The organism is Streptomyces doebereineriae (assembly GCF_031845645.1).
Classification (GTDB): domain Bacteria; phylum Actinomycetota; class Actinomycetes; order Streptomycetales; family Streptomycetaceae; genus Streptomyces; species Streptomyces canus.
This window is the reverse complement of sequence record NZ_JAVREZ010000004.1, coordinates 414,497-433,263: the sequence shown is the minus strand read 5'-3', so window position 1 is coordinate 433,263 and position 18,767 is coordinate 414,497. Positions and strand designations below refer to the sequence as shown.

At 70.4% G+C, this 18,767-nt stretch carries 20 protein-coding genes and 1 pseudogene; 14 read left to right on the top strand and 7 right to left on the bottom strand.

The features are described 5' to 3' along the window. Positions 1-46: 46 nt before the first annotated feature. Complete coding sequence (gene meaB / locus RNB18_RS14855) at positions 47-1,003, top strand: methylmalonyl Co-A mutase-associated GTPase MeaB (RefSeq protein WP_311714560.1); 957 nt, start codon at positions 47-49, stop codon at positions 1,001-1,003. Positions 1,004-1,129: 126 nt separating this feature from the next. Next, positions 1,130-2,365 carry an MFS transporter gene (locus RNB18_RS14850; RefSeq protein ID WP_311714559.1) on the top strand — a complete coding sequence of 412 codons (1,236 nt, stop codon included), beginning with the start codon at positions 1,130-1,132 and terminating at the stop codon, positions 2,363-2,365. Between the two features lie 8 nt (positions 2,366-2,373). Here the strand turns inward: RNB18_RS14850 and RNB18_RS14845 are convergent, their stop codons facing one another. Beyond that, on the bottom strand, positions 2,374-3,024 hold the full coding sequence (locus RNB18_RS14845) for a PepSY domain-containing protein (RefSeq protein WP_311714558.1): 651 nt from the start codon (positions 3,022-3,024) through the stop codon (positions 2,374-2,376). A 125-nt stretch (positions 3,025-3,149) separates the two neighbouring features. On the opposite strand from RNB18_RS14845, the gene RNB18_RS14840 reads away from it, so the two are divergent. Both RNB18_RS14840 and RNB18_RS14835 read left to right on the top strand, forming a co-directional pair. Further along, positions 3,150-3,818 carry a response regulator transcription factor gene (locus tag RNB18_RS14840; protein WP_311714557.1) on the top strand — a complete coding sequence of 223 codons (669 nt, stop codon included), beginning with the start codon at positions 3,150-3,152 and terminating at the stop codon, positions 3,816-3,818. Beyond that, the gene (locus tag RNB18_RS14835; protein WP_311714556.1) at positions 3,815-5,260 is read left to right on the top strand and encodes a sensor histidine kinase; all 1,446 of its coding nucleotides are present in this window, start codon (positions 3,815-3,817) and stop codon (positions 5,258-5,260) included. The genes RNB18_RS14840 and RNB18_RS14835 overlap by 4 nt, the downstream gene beginning before the upstream one ends. Before the next feature lie 13 nt (positions 5,261-5,273). Here the strand turns inward: RNB18_RS14835 and RNB18_RS14830 are convergent, their stop codons facing one another. The 4 genes from RNB18_RS14830 to RNB18_RS14815 form a co-directional block, all read right to left on the bottom strand. Beyond that, positions 5,274-5,750, bottom strand: coding sequence for a MarR family winged helix-turn-helix transcriptional regulator (locus RNB18_RS14830; protein WP_311714555.1), 477 nt, complete (start codon positions 5,748-5,750; stop codon positions 5,274-5,276). Between the two features lie 92 nt (positions 5,751-5,842). Continuing rightward, positions 5,843-6,640: an AIM24 family protein gene (locus RNB18_RS14825; protein ID WP_311714554.1), complete on the bottom strand. Its 798-nt coding sequence runs from the start codon at positions 6,638-6,640 to the stop codon at positions 5,843-5,845. Continuing rightward, positions 6,637-7,287 (bottom strand): AIM24 family protein, encoded by a 651-nt coding sequence (locus RNB18_RS14820; protein WP_311714553.1) that lies wholly within the window; start codon positions 7,285-7,287, stop codon positions 6,637-6,639. The genes RNB18_RS14825 and RNB18_RS14820 overlap by 4 nt, the downstream gene beginning before the upstream one ends. 1 nt (position 7,288) lies before the next feature. After that, entirely contained in the window at positions 7,289-7,921 is a 633-nt protein-coding gene (locus tag RNB18_RS14815) for an AIM24 family protein (protein WP_311714770.1), read from the bottom strand. Positions 7,922-8,327: 406 nt separating this feature from the next. Here RNB18_RS14815 and RNB18_RS14810 point away from each other — a divergent pair, with 406 nt between their 5' ends. The 8 genes from RNB18_RS14810 (at position 8,328) to RNB18_RS14775 (ending at position 13,110) form a co-directional block, all read left to right on the top strand. After that, complete coding sequence (locus RNB18_RS14810) at positions 8,328-8,672, top strand: DUF3817 domain-containing protein (RefSeq protein ID WP_311714552.1); 345 nt, start codon at positions 8,328-8,330, stop codon at positions 8,670-8,672. Continuing rightward, positions 8,669-8,962, top strand: a complete 294-nt coding sequence (locus tag RNB18_RS14805) for an MTH1187 family thiamine-binding protein (RefSeq protein WP_057612050.1) — start codon at positions 8,669-8,671, stop codon at positions 8,960-8,962. Before RNB18_RS14810 ends, RNB18_RS14805 begins: the two co-directional genes overlap by 4 nt. A gap of 148 nt (positions 8,963-9,110) precedes the next feature. After that, complete coding sequence (locus RNB18_RS14800) at positions 9,111-9,863, top strand: hypothetical protein (RefSeq protein ID WP_311714551.1); 753 nt, start codon at positions 9,111-9,113, stop codon at positions 9,861-9,863. Next, complete coding sequence (locus RNB18_RS14795) at positions 9,860-10,540, top strand: DUF4166 domain-containing protein (RefSeq protein ID WP_311714550.1); 681 nt, start codon at positions 9,860-9,862, stop codon at positions 10,538-10,540. The genes RNB18_RS14800 and RNB18_RS14795 overlap by 4 nt, the downstream gene beginning before the upstream one ends. Continuing rightward, a complete protein-coding gene (locus RNB18_RS14790; protein ID WP_311714549.1) occupies positions 10,537-11,187 on the top strand; it encodes a TetR/AcrR family transcriptional regulator in 651 nt (216 codons plus the stop codon). Before RNB18_RS14795 ends, RNB18_RS14790 begins: the two co-directional genes overlap by 4 nt. A 33-nt stretch (positions 11,188-11,220) precedes the next feature. Beyond that, positions 11,221-12,126 carry an SMP-30/gluconolactonase/LRE family protein gene (locus RNB18_RS14785; protein ID WP_311714548.1) on the top strand — a complete coding sequence of 302 codons (906 nt, stop codon included), beginning with the start codon at positions 11,221-11,223 and terminating at the stop codon, positions 12,124-12,126. A 92-nt stretch (positions 12,127-12,218) separates the two neighbouring features. Next, on the top strand, positions 12,219-12,728 hold the full coding sequence (locus tag RNB18_RS14780) for a MarR family winged helix-turn-helix transcriptional regulator (RefSeq protein ID WP_069765594.1): 510 nt from the start codon (positions 12,219-12,221) through the stop codon (positions 12,726-12,728). Positions 12,729-12,771: 43 nt separating this feature from the next. Beyond that, positions 12,772-13,110: a DUF3817 domain-containing protein gene (locus tag RNB18_RS14775; protein ID WP_069765595.1), complete on the top strand. Its 339-nt coding sequence runs from the start codon at positions 12,772-12,774 to the stop codon at positions 13,108-13,110. 6 nt (positions 13,111-13,116) lie between these two features. Here the strand turns inward: RNB18_RS14775 and RNB18_RS14770 are convergent. Beyond that, a pseudogene (locus RNB18_RS14770) lies at positions 13,117-14,752 on the bottom strand (IS200/IS605 family accessory protein TnpB-related protein). Positions 14,753-15,034: 282 nt separating this feature from the next. Here RNB18_RS14770 and RNB18_RS14765 point away from each other — a divergent pair. Further along, positions 15,035-16,735: an acyl-CoA mutase large subunit family protein gene (locus RNB18_RS14765; protein WP_311714547.1), complete on the top strand. Its 1,701-nt coding sequence runs from the start codon at positions 15,035-15,037 to the stop codon at positions 16,733-16,735. Between the two features lie 15 nt (positions 16,736-16,750). Here RNB18_RS14765 and RNB18_RS14760 read toward each other — a convergent pair whose 3' ends face one another. After that, the gene (locus RNB18_RS14760; protein WP_311714546.1) at positions 16,751-17,377 is read right to left on the bottom strand and encodes a TetR/AcrR family transcriptional regulator; all 627 of its coding nucleotides are present in this window, start codon (positions 17,375-17,377) and stop codon (positions 16,751-16,753) included. A gap of 231 nt (positions 17,378-17,608) precedes the next feature. Between RNB18_RS14760 and RNB18_RS14755 the strand changes: the two genes are divergently transcribed. Then, on the top strand, positions 17,609-18,586 hold the full coding sequence (locus RNB18_RS14755; protein WP_311714545.1) for a tetratricopeptide repeat protein: 978 nt from the start codon (positions 17,609-17,611) through the stop codon (positions 18,584-18,586). The last annotated feature ends 181 nt before the right edge of the window (positions 18,587-18,767 follow it).

Genomic DNA, 18,767 nt, shown 5'->3' with positions numbered 1-18,767 from the left:
CCCGTAGGTTTCGGGCGAAGCGCGTTTTCAGGCGAACGGAGCTGTGATGCAGGACGTCTCCACCCTGGTGGCCCAGGCCAGGGAGGGCCGCCCGCGGGCCGTGGCCCGGCTGATCTCCCTCGTGGAGGGGGCGTCCCCGCAGCTCAGGGAGGTCATGGCGACGCTCGCCCCGCTCACGGGCAACGCCTACGTGGTGGGCCTGACGGGCTCGCCGGGGGTGGGCAAGTCGACGTCCACCTCGGCTCTCGTGACCGCCTACCGCAAGCAGGGCAGACGGGTCGGCGTCCTGGCCGTCGACCCGTCCTCGCCGTTCTCCGGCGGTGCCCTGCTCGGCGACCGGGTGCGCATGTCGGAGCACGCCTCCGACCCCGGCGTCTACATCCGCTCGATGGCGACCCGCGGCCACCTCGGCGGTCTGGCCTGGGCCGCCCCGCAGGCCATCCGGGTCCTGGACGCGGCCGGCTGCGACGTGGTCCTGGTCGAGACGGTCGGCGTCGGCCAGTCCGAGGTGGAGATCGCCGCCCAGGCGGACACGTCCGTGGTGCTGCTGGCCCCCGGGATGGGTGACGGCATCCAGGCCGCCAAGGCCGGAATCCTGGAGATCGGCGACGTGTACGTCGTCAACAAGGCCGACCGTGACGGCGCCGACGCGACCGCCCGCGAGCTCAATCACATGCTGGGCCTGGGCGAGTCCCGCGGCCCCGGCGACTGGCGCCCGCCGATCGTCAAGACGGTCGCCGCCCGCGCCGAGGGCATCGACGAGGTCGTGGAAGCCTTGGAGAAGCACCGCGCCTGGATGGAGGAGCACGGTGTTCTCGCCGAGCGCCGCCGCGCCCGCGCCGCCCACGAGGTCGAGACCATCGCCGTCACCGCCCTGCGCGAACGCATCGGCGACCTCAGGGGCGACCGGCGCCTGGACGCGCTCGCGGAGAGGATCGTCGCCGGCGAACTGGACCCCTACCGCGCGGCGGACGAGTTGGTGGAAGGCCTGACCCGGGGCTGAGCCCCCTGATACGTTGACCGTCATGTTCCTCTCCTTGGCGTAGGGCCGCACCGAGCCACGGTTCGAGCACACGGCTCCCGTGGCTCCTCGGTGTCCCCTCCCACGCCTCCTTCGAGGAACGCACCCATGTCTGCGTCCTATGCGCAGGTGCTGCGCATTCCGTATGCCCGCCGCACCTTCGCCACCGCCCTGCTCGGCAGGCTGTCGTACGGCGTCGTCCCGCTGTCGGTGATGCTCGCCGTGACCCGCGCCTCGGGCTCGTACGCGGTGGCGGGTGCCGTGATGGCGCTCTTCGGTGCCACCGTCGTCTTCCTGGCGCCCGCGCGGGCCGCCCTGATCGACCGCTTCGGGCCGCCGCGGGCGCTCGTCCCCCTGCTCTCGGCCTACGTCCTGCTGCTCGCCCTGCTCACCGCGGCCCTCTGGCGCCCCGGCGCACCCCCTGTCCTCCTCGGCACCCTCACCGCCCTCGCGGGAGCCTGCGTCCCGCCGCTCGGACCCACCATGCGGACCGTGTGGGCCCGGCTCGCCCAGGACGACAAGGCGCTGCTCCAACGGGCGTACAGCCTCGACGGGGTGGCCGAGGAACTGCTCTTCGTGTCGGGCCCGCTGCTGGTGGGCGTCCTCGTCGGGGCCGCCGCGCCGGCCGTGGGGATCGTCGTCGGCGCCGCCCTGATGGTGGCGGGGACGACCGGCTTCGTACGGTCACCCGCGGTACGGGCCGTGCGGCCGGCGGGTTCTTCTCCACGACGGGCCAGCGGCGGCCGGCGCGTACTGCGCCGGGTCCACCGTCCCGTCGTGGCCGCCGCGGCCGTGGGCCTCGCGCTCGGTGTCCTCGACCTGCTCGTCGTCGTGTTCGCCGAGCGGCATCAGCACGGCGGCGCGAGCGTGGCCTGGGTGCTCGCCGCGCTGTCGGCCGGAAGCGCGGTCGGCGGGATGCTCAACGGCGCGGTGAACTGGCGGACGCCCGCCCGGACCCGGCTGGCGCTGCTGACGGCCTGCCTGGGCCTCGCGCTCGTCGGCGCCGGGCTCGCGCCGGGCCTCGGCACGCTCGCCCTGGTCATGGCGGGCGCCGGGTTCTTCGTGTCACCGGCCATCACCACCGCGTATCTCATCGCCGACGCGGCGGTCGCCCCCGAGTCCCGCACGCAGGCCGGCGCGTGGGTCAACACGGCCGTCAACGCCGGGAGTACGGGCGGAACGGCCGTGGCGGGAGCCCTGGCGGGACAGTTGCCGGTGGCCGTGTGTTTCGCGCTGACGGGCGGGGTGGTCGCCGTGACGGCGGTGCTGGTCATGACGAAGGGCGCCCGGGGGAGGGGCGCCCTTCGCGGTGGTACGGATCGGGAGGCCACGCCTGTCGCGTGACGGCTGGGTCAGGCGTCGTCGCCGTCGTCGTCGCGGTCCTGGGTGACCTTGCCCGTGTCGAGGGCGACGTTCCACTCGCCGTGGCTGTTGCCCTTCACGGTCTCCGCCGACCAGGCCACGGTGCCGTTGTCGTCGTCGATGCCGACCTCGGTCACCGTGCCCTTGTGCGCGGCGGCCAGCGCGGCCTCACGGGCGTCCGTCTTCGCGCCCTTCACCGCGGCGAGTTCGGCACGGTCGTCGCCGTCGTGGTCGTCGTCGGTGTCACGCTGGGCGCCGAGGACCTTGCCGGAGTCGGGGGCGATCCGTACGTCGTACTCGGTGCCGTTGCCCTTGACGACGCTCACCTTCCACGCGTCGGCGCCGTCGTCGTCCAGGTCGGCCGAGACGGCGGTGCCCGGCGTGTGCTTCAGGGCGGCCGCGATCGCCTCGGCCGCGGTGACGTCGGCGCCACGGACCGCCGTACGGTCCTCGGTGGCGTCGTCGTCCCGGTCGTCCGCGGAGTCGTCGGCGTCGTCGCGGTCCGAGGCCGCCTGGGCGCTCGTGTTGGTCTGGCGCTGCGTCGCCGTCGCCTCGTCGTCGCCCGCGGCGAAGGCCGCGACGGTGCCGCCGGTTGCCAGCGCGGCGGCGGTGAGGGTGGCGATGACGATGTTGCGCTTCATGAGGATTCCTCCAGAGCCGTTCTGCTTCGTTCGCTTTCGACGACAACCACGCTGCCGGAGGGGAGCTGAACGGGACCTGAAGCCCCCTGAAGGCGTCTTCAGGTTCGCTTTGCCACCCTGTGCGCATGCGCCTGTTGATCGTCGAGGACGAAAAGCGACTCGCCCTGTCCCTCGCCAAGGGCCTCACCGCCGAGGGCTACGCCGTCGATGTCGTCCACGACGGCCGGGAGGGGCTGCACCGGGCCACCGAGGGGTCGTACGACCTGGTGATCCTCGACATCATGCTGCCCGGCCTCAACGGCTACCGGGTCTGCGCCGCCCTGCGGGCCGCGGGCCACGAGGTGCCGATCCTGATGCTCACCGCCAAGGACGGCGAGTACGACGAGGCCGAGGGGCTGGACACCGGCGCCGACGACTATCTGACCAAGCCCTTCTCCTACGTCGTCCTGGTCGCCCGGATCAAGGCACTGCTGCGTCGACGCGGGCAGGGCGCCGGGGCGTCGCCGGTGCTCGAACTCGGTGGGCTGAGGATCGACACCGCCGCCCGCCGGATCTTCCTCGACGGCGACGAGGTCACCCTCACCGCCAAGGAGTTCTCGGTCCTGGAGCAACTCGCGGTGCGGGCCGGCGAGGTGGTCTCCAAGGCGCAGATCCTGGAACATGTCTGGGACTTCGCGTACGACGGCGACCCCAACATCGTCGAGGTGTACGTCAGCACCCTGCGCCGCAAGCTGGACGCGGGCCTCATCCACACGGTCCGCGGTGCCGGGTACCGGCTGGAGGCCGGCAGATGAGGCGGCTGTTCGGCTCGGTCCGGTCCCGGGCCACGCTCGGCGCCACCCTCGTCGTCGCCGTGGCGCTGGTCGCGGCCGGGGCCGCCGTGCTGCTGTCCCTGCGTTCCAACCTCATCGACCAGGCGGGCACGCAGGCCGAGCGGGCCGCGCGGAACGTCGCCGCCGACCTTTCGGGCGGGACGCCGTACACGAGCCTGGAACTGGACGACGACGAGCCGGTCCAGGTCGTCGACGAGCACGACACCCTGGTCGCGGCCACCGAGCACCTGGAAGGGATCAGCGGCACCCGCACTGCCGAGGTGAAGCCGCAGCCGCCCGCGGCCGGTACCGGCGGTACCGGGGGCACGAGCGCATCCGGCGACCCGGAGGACTCCGACGACGACTCGGCAGGGGACGACGAGTCCGTCCTCGAGCCCGGAGAGATCGCCGACGGCGTCGGGCTGACGAACGGCTCCGCCACGATCGACGGTGAGTCCGCCGACTACCGGTTCGCCGCCGTGGAGGTCGAGGTTCCCGGCAAGGGCACACTCACCGTGTACGCCGGCGCCTCCCTCAACCCCGAACAGAGCGCGGTGGGCACCGCCCAGACCGTCATGCTGGTCGGGTTCCCGCTGCTGCTCGGCGTCGTCGCCGCGGTGACCTGGCTGGTCACCCGGCGTGCGCTGCGGCCGGTCGAGGGCATCCGTGCCGAGATGGCCGCGATCACCGCCTCCGAGGACCTCGCCCGCCGCGTCCCGGTGCCGGACACCCACGACGAGGTGGCCCGCCTCGCCCGCACCACCAACGAGACGCTGGCCGCGCTGGAGACCTCCGTCGAACGCCAGCGCCGGTTCGTCGCCGACGCCTCGCACGAGCTGCGCAGCCCGATCGCCTCACTGCGCACCCAGCTCGAAGTGGCCGCCGCGCATCCCGAGTTGCTGGACCTGGAAGGGGCGGTCGAGGACACGGTACGACTGCAACACCTCGCGGCGGACCTGCTGTTGCTGGCCCGCCTGGACGCGGGGGAGCGGGGCGCCGGCGCCCGGGTCGAGCTGGCGGCGCTGGCCCGGGAGCGGATCGCCGGGCGGGCGGGGGTGACGGTACGGGCGGACGCCGTCGAAGTGACGGGGTCCCGGGGGCAGTTGGAGCGCGTGCTCGACAATCTGCTGGACAACGCGGAACGGCACGCGCGGTCGGCGGTGGTGGTGACGGTACGACGGGACGGTGACCGGAATGCCGTGGTCGAGGTCGGCGACGACGGCGACGGGGTGCCGGCGGGCGACCGGGAGCGGATCTTCGAGCGGTTCGTTCGGTTGGACGAGGCGCGGGCGCGGGACGACGGCGGCGCCGGGCTCGGACTCGCCATCGCCCGTGATGTCGCCGCTCGGCATGGTGGGACGCTGACGGTGCGGGACGCGCCGACAGGCGGAGCTCTGTTCGAACTCCGCCTGCCGATCGCCTGAAAGGGCCCCGGTGTCAGGGACGCCCTCGATGCCCCCGCAGATGCTCCGCGATCGGCTTGAGGGCCTTGTCCAGTTCTGTCAGGGACTCAGCCGGCACGAGGTCGATGAAGTGCCTCCGCACAGACGCCACATGATGGGGCGCGACCTTCTTCATCGTCTCCATGCCGTGCTCGGTCAGGACCGCGTACAGGCCGCGGCGGTCGGACTCGCAGTTCTCGCGCCGGACCAGGTCCGCGTTCTCCATGCGGGTGATCTGGTGCGAGAGCCGGCTCTTGGACTGGAGGGTGGCGGAGGCGAGATCGCTCATCCGCATCCGTACGCCCTCCGACTCGGAGAGATTGACCAGGATCTCGTAGTCGTTCATCGTCAGGCCGAACGGCTGAAGGTCCCTCTCGAGCTGATACGTCAACAGCCTGTTGACCTCCAGGTGGGTGCGCCAGGCGCACTGCTCCGCATCGGTCAGCCAGCGCGTGGCCGTCTCGGTCTCCATGAATGAAGTCTACCTAAAAGGTTGAAAGGCGAACTAATGAGGGTGGTGTGACTGTGCGCACGCGTTCGATGTCACACTCCGCAGACTACCGCTCACAGCCCGAAGCGACGCTGGAGGTCCCCCAGCTGTCCGGGAAGGCGCGGTGCCCCCGGCTGCTGTGGATGGCCTGTGGGTGCCCCATGGCCGCCGGGTACTCCGGCCTGCTGCGGAGTCGCTCCGACGGCCTGCTCGGCCATCAGAACCTCCGTCGACTGGAGCAGTACGGTGCCGGCCCCCACGAACTCGAACTGGTGCTCTTCCCCGGAGGCTCCGCCGAGGCCCGTCATCGCACGTAGACCGCCCATCAGACCCGTCATGTAGCCGTGGTCGTAGTGGTGGCAGGGCGAGGGGCAGTCCGCCCAGCCCACAAGCGCTTGCGGGTCCACCCGGATCGGGGGCTCCATGAACACCACCGGCCCGTTGGAGGCGGCCACGAACTTTCCGGTTCCGATGAGAGTCAGGAAGCCCGGCACGATCGACTGCTTCAACGCGAGACTTGGCTGAAAAGCGAGCAGGTTGCCCGAGCGAATGGTCAGGTTGCCGTTGTCGAGGTCGTAGGAGTTCACGTCGAAGGCCCGGTCGGCGAGGAGCATCTTGCCCGAACCCTGCGCCACGACCCAGTCGCTTGCGTGCAGAGGCGAATGGAAGGACGTACGGATGAGACCGTCGAGGCCGCCGTGTCCGATGCCGTTGAAATCCATCTGGCCGTAGTAGGCGATCATCTTCCCCTTCTGCAGGAACCACTGGCTCCCCTTGAGCTCCACGCAGAAGGTGTAGTTGTTGACGTTGTCGTCCGAGGGCAGCGTCATGGGGTCGTACACGGTGGGGCCAGCGCCCGGGTAGTGGCTCACAGCTTCTCCTCCGAGGCCTGGACGTACACCACGCCGTTCCCACTGAGTTCCAGTTGGAAGGCCTCGCCGGAGCCGCGGCCCACCATGTCGCGCCAGCCGAGCGCCGTCGACAGTTTGTTGCGGACGTCGCCGTGGTGGGCGACGTAGGCCTGCGGGTCGACGTGGACCGGGCGCTGCGGGGTGACGGGGACCTCGAAGACCCCGCCGTGGGCCATGACGGCCACCGAGCCGTGTCCCTTGAGCGTGGTCGTGAAGAGGCCCTGGCCGCTGATCTGGCCGCGCACCATGCCCATGACGCCGCCCTGCGAGCCCATGAACATGGTGCCCTGCTGCAGGGTGCCCTCGAAGGCGAGCAGGCGGTCCGCCTCGACGTACAGGGTGTCGCCGGTGAGGTTGATGATCTGGACGTGGTGGCCGCCGTGCCCGAACAGGACGGTGCCACTGCCCTCGACGGTCATCAGGGGCGTGTCCTCGTTGGCCACGCGGCGGCCGATCATCGACATGACGCCGCCCTGGCCGCCCTGGAGGTTCGGAGTGAAGGACACCTCGCCCTTGTACGCCAGCATCGCGCCGCGCTGGCTGAACAGCCGCTGGCCCGGCCGGACGGTCGCCTCGATCATCTTGGAGTTGATCTCGCTGAAGGGCATGTCACACATCCCCCGCGATCGTGTTCCGCTCGCTGGGCTGGACGTACACCAGGCCGTCACCCTCGAAGCGGATCTGGAAGGCCTCGCCGCCGCCCTCACCCATGAACGTGCGGAACGTCACACCGGACTGGAAGGACTGGCTGAGGTTGCCCTGGTGGGCGATGTAGGCGCCGGGGTCGACGGTCAGCGGGTACTGGCGGCTGACCCGCAGGACGACCGCCGGGCCGTCCGACATGATCGCGGCCTGGCCGTGCCCCTCGACCGTGGTCGTGAACAGGCCGTTGCCCTGTGAGGCCCCGCGCAGGCCGGTGAAGCTGGTGCCGGTCCTGAGTCCGCCGTCGGTCGCGAGCAGATTGCTCGACTCCACGTACAGCTTGTCCCCCTGGAGGCCGACGAGGTTGATCTCCGAGGCCCGGTCCGCGAACCAGCACGTCCCGTGCCCCGACACCTCCATCACGGTCATCTGCTCGCCGGTGATCCGCCGGGTCACCATCCCCCGGATCCCCTCACCACCGCCGCTCATCTTCTTGAACGCCATCTGCCCGTCGTACGCGACCATCGAGCCGTTCTTCGCCTTCACGGCGTCCCCGGTCATGTCGACGGCGAGCACCTTGCTGCCTTGAAGTCGGAACATCGCCACGGAGTGAAGGTAGCTGGCGCGAGCCCGCGCCGACAGGTCCTGCGGGTGGAGTCGCACCCTGAGTGGTCCCTTAGGGCGCGGGGTGCCTGCCGGCGGCCTGTGCGGGTGCGGCTGGGTGGGGGCGGGCGTTGTGCGCAGTTCCCCGCGCCCCTGAATGCCTGCGGCGCAGCTGCGGCCCCGGTGGGGGCTTGTGTAGCGTGTGCGGGTGCGTTGGGGGTCGGGTACGCGTCTGCACGTGCCTGCACCTGTCCGACCCAGGGGCGCGGGGAACTGCGCGATCAGCACGACGGACCCGCAGTCGGACCCCATGCCCCGGCTCCCCGGAACCGTTTGTCACAATGGGCGGACGCTTGTGCCTGCGTTCACAAACTGTCGACGTACCTCCCACCGAAGGTGACCCGTGGACCTCAAGACAGCCTCCGCCATCCGACGCCTCCGCCTGGTCTCCGCTCCCGAGGCGATCTCGTTCCTGATCCTGCTCGTCTGCTCGGTGCTGAAGCGGACCACGGACTTCGACGCCGTGCGACCCATGGGCATGATCCACGGCGTCCTGTTCATCCTGTACGTGATCTTCTGGTTCGACGCCTGGAACCGCACCAAGTGGTCCGCGAAGACGGGCATCTGGTACTTCGTGCTCTCCGTGCTGCCCACCGGCGGCTTCTTCGCCGAGCGCAGGCTCAAGCGCGAGGCCGAGGACGCGGTCATCGCCTCGCGCGCCCGCAAGGAAGGGGTCGTGGGCGCATGATCGTCGCCTTCTCCGTGACCCCGCTGGGGGTCGGTGAGGACGTGGGGGAGTACGTCGCCGACGCGGTGCGGGTCGTCCGTGAGTCGGGGCTGCCGAACCGCACCGACGCCATGTTCACCTCGATCGAGGGCGAGTGGGACGAGGTCATGGAGGTCGTCAAGCGGGCCGTGGCCGCCGTGGAGGCGCGGGCGCCGCGCGTCTCGCTGGTGCTCAAGGCGGACATCCGCCCCGGAGTGACGGACGGTCTGACCTCCAAGGTGGAGACGGTGGAGCGGCACCTCGCCGACTGAGCGGGTCTCACCGCGACGCACGAACCCCGGCCCGCGCGGGCCGGGGTTTTCTCGCACCTCCCATTTGAGCGATCGCTCAAAAACGTGTACGTTCCTCCCCGGAGTGTTGAGCAGTCGCTCAAATAACGAGCTCACCCTGGGGGAATCAATGGGGCTCTACATCGAGGCACGCATCCGCGCCGATCTCGACGATCTCTGGACCCGGACACAGGAACCGTCCCAGCACCAGCGCTGGGACCTCCGCTTCACCCGGATCACCTATCTCCCGCGCGCGGAGGGCGAGCCACAGCGCTTCCGGTACGCCACCCGGGTGCTGCCCGGTCTCACCGTCGCCGGCACCGGAGTCTCCGCGGGGGAGCGGGAACGCCCCGACGGCACCCGCACCTCCGCCCTGCGCTTCTCCTCCCCGCACCCGCTCTCGCTCCTGGCGGAGGGCAGCGGCTACTGGCGCTACCTCCCGGACGGCGACGGCGTCACCTTCCTCACCGGATACGACTACCGCCCGCGCTGGGGCCGCGTCGGCGCCGTGGCCGACCGGCTGCTCTTCCGCCCCCTGATCGGCTGGGCGACGGCCTGGTCCTTCGACCGGCTGCGCCTGTGGCTGGAGCGCGGGATCACCCCGGAGCGCGCGCTGCGGAACTGGCTCGCCGAGCTCCTTGTCCGCGCCCTCGTCGTGATCGTCGGCGCCACCGGACTCGGCCTGGAGCGCTTCCTGCACCTCTTCGGCCCCCTGGCGGCGTCGATGGCCTACGTCTCGCCACTTCTCCTCGCCGTCGTCATCTCGCTGGCCCTGTTCACGTCACCCCTGCCCGGCACCCCGGCCGCGCGCCGCTGTCTGCGCCGGCCCGCCACCCGCGTGCGTGCGCCGCGCGTCCTTCGTACCCTGGAGACTCCGCGATGACCTCGATGTTCTGCACGGTGATGGGCGCCGACTTCGACCGCCTGCACCCCCAGCTCCAGCGCCGCTTCTCGGTCGGCCTGACGACCGGTGAGGCGTGCACCGGCCGGGGTGTGATGGACCGCGTCTGGCACGGCGGGGCTTTCGTGAAGCCTTTCCTGGCCCTCGGTACGACCCGCAACATCCTGGTGCCGAGACCGGGGCGCAACGTGCCGTTCGTGATCGAGAACGTGCCCTACGCGGACACCTACGGCCGTGAGACGGTGACCTTCGTGCGCACCTTCCACCTGCCCGGCCGCCCCCGCCGCTTCGACGCCCAGATGGTGCTGAGCCCCAAGGGCGACCGCATCCTCGACTACCTCGGCACCCACCAGCACCTGGCCAGCGAGCTCCACTTCCACGCCGAGCCCGACGGCTCGCTGCTGATCCGCTCCGGGGAGCACCGGTTCCGGGAGGGCGTGGTGGACGTCCGGGTGCCCGAGCTGATCGGCGCGACGGCGGAGGTGCGGGAGTCGTACGACGAGGAGGCAGGCCGTTTCCGCATCGGGGTCCGGGTCGTCAACCGGTACTTCGGCCCGCTCTTCGGCTACGAGGGCTCCTTCGAGGCGACGTACAGCGACATCACGGCCCGCGGGGTCCGCCCCGGCCTGCGCCCCGTGCGCGAGGAGGCTCGCGCATGAGCCCAGAGTCCGCCAAGTCCCTGGAGACCAAGACCAAACTTTTGGAAGGTGCCCTGCGCACCCTCACCGAACAGGGCATCGCCAAGACGTCCGCCCGCACGGTCGCGGCGGCCGCCGGGGTCAACCAGGCCCTGGTCTTCTACCACTTCGGCTCGGTCGACGAACTCCTCGCGGCGGCCTGCCGCTACGGCGCGGAGCGCGCGGTGGCCCGCTACCGGGAACGGATGGCCGCCGTGACCTCGCTGTCCGAACTCCTCGCGGTGGGACGGCAGATCCACGAGGAGGAGCGCGCCGGAGGCCATGTGGCACTCCTCGGCCAGCTGCTGGCCGGCGCCCAGACCCACGCGACCCTCGGCCCGGCCACCGCGGCGGGCCTGGAGCTGTGGATCGCCGAGATCGAGAAGGTCCTCACCAGGGTCCTCGCGGCCACGCCCTTCGGTGAGTTCGCCGACCCCGCGGGCCTGGCCCGTGCGGTGGCCGCCTCCTTCGTGGGCATCGAGCTGTACGAAGGGGTCGACGCGTCCGGCGCCACCGCGGCCCTGGACGCCCTGGAGCAACTCGGCGTGCTCGTCGCCGCGCTGGAGGACCTGGGCCCGGTCGCCCAGCGCGCGGTGCGCCACCACCTGCGCAGGACCGGCCGCCGCTGACCCCGTCCCACCCCCCGACCCGAGGAGGACACCGTGCCCGGCTCAGACAGCCTCTACGAGACCCTGGACGACCGCTTCCGGCCCTGTACCAACGGCGACAGCAGGCTGGAGATCCTGTACGACGGCTGTCGCTGGGCCGAGGGACCCCTGTACCTGCCCGCCTGGCGCCAGCTGATCTGGAGCGACATCCCGAACGACCGCCTCCTGCGCTGGGACGAGGCCACCGGCACGGTCGGCGTCTTCCGCACCCCGGCAGGCAACACCAACGGCAACACCGTCGACGGCCAGGGCCGCCTCGTCAGCTGCGAACAGGGCAACCGCCGCGTCACCCGCACCGAGCCCGACGGCACGGTGACCGTGCTGGCCGAGCGCTACCAGGGCAAGTGCCTGAACAGCCCGAACGACTCCGCCGTACGCTCCGACGGCACGATCTGGTTCTCCGACCCGGACTTCGGCATCCTCAGCGACTACGAGGGGCACCGGGCCGAGTCCGAGATCGGCGCGTGCCATGTGTACCGGATCGATCCGGCCACGGGTGACGTGTCTCTTGCCGCGGACGGGCTGGACGGGCCCAACGGGGTGATCCTGTCCTCCGACGAGCAGCGGCTGTACGTCTCCGACTCGCGGGCGGCCCGGATCCATGAGTACGACATCCACGCCGACGGCACGCTCTCGGGCGGCAAGGTATTCGCCGAGGCCCGCGAGGGCGTCCACTTCGACAACATCCGCTTCGACGACGAGGGCCGCCTGTGGGCCGCCGCCCTGGCCGACGGCATCCACTGCTACGACCCCGACGGCACACTGATCGGCCGCATCCGCGTCCCGGAGCCGGTGGCCAACGTGACGTTCGGCGGGCCGAAGGGGAACCGGATGTTCATCGCGGCCACGACATCTCTGTACTCCCTGGTGATGTCGGTGACCGGGACGCCGAGGGTGTAGCGGTTGTCGGGCCGGTGCGGGTGCGGTGGGGCTTTCGTCTGAAGGGCGAGACGGTGCTGACCACGATGTGACCGGCCGGTAAGGTCGTTGCCGTGCCGAAGCCGCTCAGTCTTCCCTTCGACCCCATCGCCCGCGCCGACGAACTCTGGAAGCAGCGCTGGGGAAACGTGCCGTCCATGGCGGCGATCACCTCCATCATGCGTGCGCACCAGATCCTGCTCGCTGAGGTCGACGCCGTGGTCAAGCCGTACGGGCTGACGTTCGCGCGGTACGAGGCGCTGGTGCTGCTCAACTTCTCCAAGGCCGGCGAGCTGCCGATGTCGAAGATCGGTGAGCGGCTGATGGTGCATCCCACGTCGGTCACCAACACCGTGGACCGCCTGGTCAGGTCCGGTCTGGTCGACAAGCGCCCGAACCCCAACGACGGCCGCGGCACCCTCGCCTCCATCACCGACAAGGGCCGCGAGGCCGTCGAGGCCGCCACGCGTGACCTCATGGCGATGGACTTCGGGCTCGGTGTGTACGACGCCGAGGAGTGCGCGGAGATCTTCGCGATGCTGCGGCCGCTGAGGGTCGCCGCGCACGACTTCGACGAGGACTGACCCGCGGGAAGATCGCCCGGAACGCGTGGTTACGCTCGTAGGCATGAAAAAGAGCGTGCTGACCCGCTACCGCGTCCTGGCCTACGTCACCGGTGTGCTGCTGGTCCTGCTGTGCCTGAGCATGATCGCCAAGTACGGCCTGGACATCGACGGTGCCGCGGACGTCACCCGCGTCGTCGCCATCGCGCACGGCTGGCTGTACGTGGTCTACCTGGTCTTCGCCTTCGACCTGGGTTCCAAGGCGAGGTGGCCCATCCTCAAGCAGGTGTGGGTGCTGCTCGCCGGGACGATTCCGACGGCCGCCTTCTTCGTGGAGCGGAAGATCAGCCGCGAGCTGGAGGGCAAGTTCACCGAAGCGGCCCCCGCACCCGTCAAGGCGTAACCGTTCCTAGGGACTGAGCGGGAGTGAGTCCTGTTGCCAGGTCTCGTGCTCAGCCGAACGCCCCAAACGGTGTTGGGCGTTCTGGTTGCCCGCGTTCGCTCCGCGTCCGGGCGGCACGGATCGTGTCCGTGGTCCGGGGATGCGGGGGCGGGTTCCCTCACGCCCGGGAACGCCTGATCCGGCCTGGACGGTCCGATGCCCCTGCTCATCACTCCGGTGAGCAGGGGGCGGTGCCGTCCGTCGCCGGATCGGGTGTCCCTGGGCGCGCCTTCCGATCACCACGGCAGCAGCATCGTGGCGAGTGGTCTTACGGTTCTTCGTGGTGAGGTGCTTCTGCCAGTGCTGGGCACCCCAACGGCTGGTGTAGGCCGGGTCGACGGCGATGACCGCGATGCCCGTCTGGTCGGCCATTGATGACAATCGGGCGCGGAGTTTACCGGTGGGCATGCCGGAGATCAGCTGCCGGAAGCGCCTTTTGCGGCCGTGCTTCTCGCGGGTCTTCTCGGCGGCGAAGTCCAGGTCCTCCACCGCGATCGCCTTCACACCGCAAGCGCGGGCCCAGTAAAGCAAGCCGGTCAGGGCGTGGCGGACCTGGGCGTCCCGATGGGGCGCGGTGCCGGTCAGGTCGTAGAAGAAGCGGCGCGGGGCGCCGGTCGGGTTGCCGTGGACGTCGAGGCGCCAGGCGGCCAGATGATCCGCATTCATGTCGACGCCGATCACACCGTGCGCGAGCGCGGCCTCGATCGAGAGAGCGGGGGTGAGCGGGATCTGCCAGGAGGCAGTCAGGTACCAGCGGTCCCGGCCGGCGTCGTAGTGGATGCGGTAGGCGAGTGCCCGGTTGGCCGCGACGCGGTCGGCCCACTCGGTGCCCCGGTGCGCGAACGTGACCCGGCAGGCCAGGACGTAGCGTCCGTGCGGGGCGTTCGCCAGATGGGTGAGCGGCGCGGGCAGCTTGATACTCACCTCACCGTCGGGGCTGACGCGGATCGTCTCGTTGCCATACCGCTTTCCCGACTCCCCGTCCGCCTGGCAGAACCAGCGCTCCGCCTCCCAACGCTCGCGCCATGCGCCCTCGGTCAGCCCGGCCGCCTCCAGGTGGTGGCGGGTGCGGGCCAGACGCTTGCCCCCGCGTACGACGTGCACGATGCCGGCCTGCCTCGCGGTCGGCCCGCGCGGCAGCCAGCCGGTCTTCCAGTACCCGCAGCCGCCGGGACTTCGCATGCCACTCCCGCCGCGACCGGTAACCCCCCGGCGCCCCATTGGGCCCCTTGTGGCCGATCGGCTGGGACAGCCGGTCCTCGATCGTGCGGATGCCCGCTTCCAGGTTCTGGATGTGCGCCGACTGACCACGCCGGGCCAGCGCCCACTGGTCGTGCGTGGCTTTGGTGATGCTGCCCGCCCACCGCGACGAAGCAAGCGGCGTCAGCTCCCGCTTACGCACCGCCCACGCCGCACCGGAATGCTCCAGACCGCCCCGGCAACGGGCCTTAAGATCCTTCGAGGCCAGTGATCCAAGATGCGCACCCACCAGGCGCAGCACCTTCTCATCGTCCGGCGTCAGCTGCTTGAGGCGGGTCCGGACGGCCACACCACTGGGACCGGAGGCGACGAACGGCGCGGCGAGGCTCCTCAGCTCACCCACTCTGTCACCCCCGCCCGGCCCCACCCGAAGATCCCGTCGCCATGGGAAACGAGCACCACCCGTGAAGGTCACGCATTCGATGAGGGAACGCCAGTTCCCCGCTGAAACAGACACCATCACCGAGGCGCGTGACACACCACAGACCAGCGGCACTGACTCCCGCTCACCAGAACGCTCTTGAGCGCACTCCAGCGGCAGCAGCTCCAAACCCCCACCGCCGTACAACACGCGTACGGCGGTCGTCCTTCGCGTTTACTTGGACGTCCTAGTAACTTCGAAGGTATGGACGCTGACGCCATCGAAGAGGGCCGCCGACGCTGGCAGGCCCGATACGACGCCTCGCGTAAGCGTGAGGCCGACTTCGCCACGCTCTCGGGTGATCCCGTGGAGCCGGTGTACGGGCCACGGCCGGGGGACGCGTACGAGGGCTTCGAGCGGATCGGGTGGCCGGGGGAGTACCCCTTCACGCGCGGGCTGTATCCGACGGGCTACCGGGGGCGGACGTGGACCATCCGCCAGTTCGCCGGGTTCGGGAACGCCGAGCAGACCAACGAGCGGTACAAGAAGATCCTCGCCAACGGAGGCGGCGGCCTGTCGGTCGCCTTCGACATGCCCACGCTGATGGGGCGGGACTCCGACGACCCCCGGTCCCTCGGCGAGGTCGGGCACTGCGGGGTCGCCATCGACTCGGCGGCGGACATGGAGGTCCTGTTCCAGGACATTCCGCTGGGTGACGTCACGACGTCGATGACGATCAGCGGACCGGCCGTCCCCGTCTTCTGCATGTACCTGGTCGCGGCCGAGCGGCAGGGCGTGGATCCCGCCGTCCTCAACGGCACGCTCCAGACGGACATCTTCAAGGAGTACATCGCGCAGAAGGAGTGGCTCTTCCAGCCCGAGCCGCACCTGCGCCTGATCGGCGACCTGATGGAGTACTGCGCGGCCGGCATCCCCGCCTACAAGCCGCTGTCCGTCTCCGGCTACCACATCCGTGAGGCCGGTTCCACGGCGGCGCAGGAACTGGCGTACACGCTCGCGGACGGGTTCGGGTACGTGGAGCTGGGGCTGTCGCGCGGGCTTGACGTCGACGTGTTCGCGCCCGGGCTGTCCTTCTTCTTCGACGCACACGTCGACTTCTTCGAGGAGATCGCCAAATTCCGGGCGGCGCGGCGCATTTGGGCGCGGTGGATGCGGGACGTGTACGGGGCGCGCTCCGATAAGGCGCAGTGGCTGCGGTTCCACACCCAGACCGCGGGTGTCTCGCTGACCGCGCAGCAGCCGTACAACAACGTGGTGCGTACAGCGGTCGAGGCGCTGGCCGCGGTCCTGGGCGGGACCAACTCCCTGCACACCAACGCGCTGGACGAGACGCTCGCGCTCCCCTCCGAGCAGGCCGCGGAGATCGCGCTGCGCACCCAGCAGGTGCTCATGGAGGAGACCGGGGTGGCGAGCGTGGCCGACCCGCTGGGCGGTTCGTGGTTCGTCGAGCAGCTGACGGACCGGATCGAGGCGGACGCGGAGAAGATCTTCGAGCAGATCAAGGAGCGCGGGCTCATGGCGCACCCCGACGGGCAGCACCCCATCGGGCCCGTCACCTCCGGCATCCTGCGAGGTATCGAGGACGGCTGGTTCACGGGCGAGATCGCCGAGTCGGCCTTCCGGTACCAGCAGGCCCTGGAGAAGGGCGAGAAGAGGGTCGTGGGGGTGAACGTCCACCATGGCTCGGTCACCGGCGACCTGGAGATCCTGCGGGTGAGTCACGAGGTGGAGCGGGAGCAGGTGCGGGTGCTGAGCGGTCGTAGGGCCGCCCGGGACGAGGCCGCGGTGCGAACCGCCCTGGACGGCATGCTCGTTGCCGCCCGCGAGGGGTCCAGCATGATCGAGCCGATGCTGGACGCGGTGCGGGCGGAGGCGACCCTCGGGGAGATCTGCGGGGTGCTGCGGGACGAGTGGGGGGTGTACACGGAGCCGGCCGGGTTCTGACCTCACCCGCGCGCCTCACTCCACGGCCGGCCCCGCCAAGCCCGTCAACAGCACCTGGGTGAAGCCGTGGACCCATGCCTCGTCCGCCGGTTCCGCGCTGACCAGGGTGCGGTGGACCACCGCACCCGCCACCATGTCGAAGATCAGGTCGACCGTGCGGGCCGCTTCCGAGGGGTCCGCCTCCGGTGGGAGTTCGCCGCGGGCCTGGGCACGTTCCCGGCCCTCGAGGACCAGACGTTTCTGACGGTCGACGATCGACGACCGGATGCGTTCACGCAACGCGTCGTCGCGGCACGACTCCGCCACCACCGCCATCAGCCCGTTCTGGGCCTCCGGTCGCGCCAGGATCGCCGCGAACTGGAGGACGACGCCCTCGATGTCCGCGGCGAGGGTCCCGCTGTCGGGGAGCTCCAGCTCGTCGAAGAGCTCGGCCACCGCGTCGACGACGAGCTCGTTCTTGCCGGCCCAGCGGCGGTAGAGGGTGGTTTTCGCGACCCCCGCACGGGTAGCCACATCTCCCAGCGTGAGCTTCGACCAGCCCAGCTCCACCAGCGCCGCCCTCGTCGCCGCGAGGATCGCGGTGTCCGCGGCGGCGCTGCGCGGGCGTCCTGTGGCGCGTGGGGCGGGGGTGCGGCTCTGCATCCACCGACCATAACCGGCGGTTCTCGGCCGCAGTGAGAGAGATCACCGGGGTGGGGTACCGGGCAGGCACTCGGTGCCATTACGCTACGACTCGTAGCGAAAGCTCGCGATGGACGTACGCGAGCGGTGGTACGCACGGCGTGGGGTGGGGACCCGGCGTCAGGACCGCGCTGCACGACCGGCTTTCACATCGCTTTTCACAGACGCGTGTCCACGGGGGAGGATAGACGCATGCAGCCACGGAACATGTCCATGAGCGGAGTCGTCGACCTCGCCGCGGTGAAGGCGGCCCAGGAGGCCAAGGCGAAGGCGGAGCAGGCGCGCGCCGAAGCCGCACGGCAGGGCGGCGGCCCGGGTGCCGTCTCCCCGGCCGATCTCGTCATCGACGTAGACGAGGCGGGCTTCGAGCGCGATGTCCTGCAGCGGTCCACCGAGGTCCCGGTCGTCATCGACTTCTGGGCCGAGTGGTGCGAGCCCTGCAAGCAGCTGAGCCCCGTCCTGGAGCAGCTCGTCGTCGAGTACAACGGACGCCTGCTCCTCGCCAAGATCGACGTCGACGCCAACCAGATGTTGATGCAGCAGTTCGGGGTGCAGGGCATCCCGGCCGTGTTCGCCGTCGTCGCCGGCCAGGCCCTGCCGCTCTTCCAGGGCGCGGCAGGCAAGGAGCAGATCCAGCAGACCCTGGACCAGCTGGTGCAGGTTGCCGAACAGCGCTTCGGGCTGACCGGTCTCGCGGTCGACCCGGACGCCGACCCCGGCGCCGCCCCGCAGCCCGCGGCCGTGCCCGCGGGACCGTACGACGCACTCCTCGAAGCCGCCGTACACGCCCTGGACGCAGGGGACTTCGGCGGTGCCGTCCAGGCGTACAAGAACGTACTGAGTGACGACCCCGGCAACAGCGAGGCCAAACTGGGGCTCGCCCAGGCCGAGTTGCTCCAGCGGGTGCAGGGCCTCGACCCGCAGCAGGCGCGCAAGGAGGCGGCCGAGAAGCCGGGTGACGCACAGGCGCAGATCGCCGCCGCCGACCTGGATCTGGTCGGCGGTCATGTCGAGGACGCGTTCGGCCGGCTCATCGACACCGTGCGTCGCACGGCGGGTGACGAGCGGGACACCGTACGGATTCGGCTACTTGAGCTCTTCGAGGTGGTCGGCGCCGACGATCCACGGGTGTCGGCGGCCCGCAGGGCGCTCTCCCGCGCCCTGTTCTGAGCGGGGGGTCCGAGCGGGGCGTGAGCCCGGTTCTGACCAGTTGCTAAACACCACGGCATGTGTTGCCGGAGTGAAAGATTTGCCGTCAGAGTGTCACTGCGGCCGCGCTTTGCCAAAACTTGGTAAACGCGGCCGCTGTTACTTCCAGTAAGTCAGAGCCGTTGATCTGTCGGATTCTGTC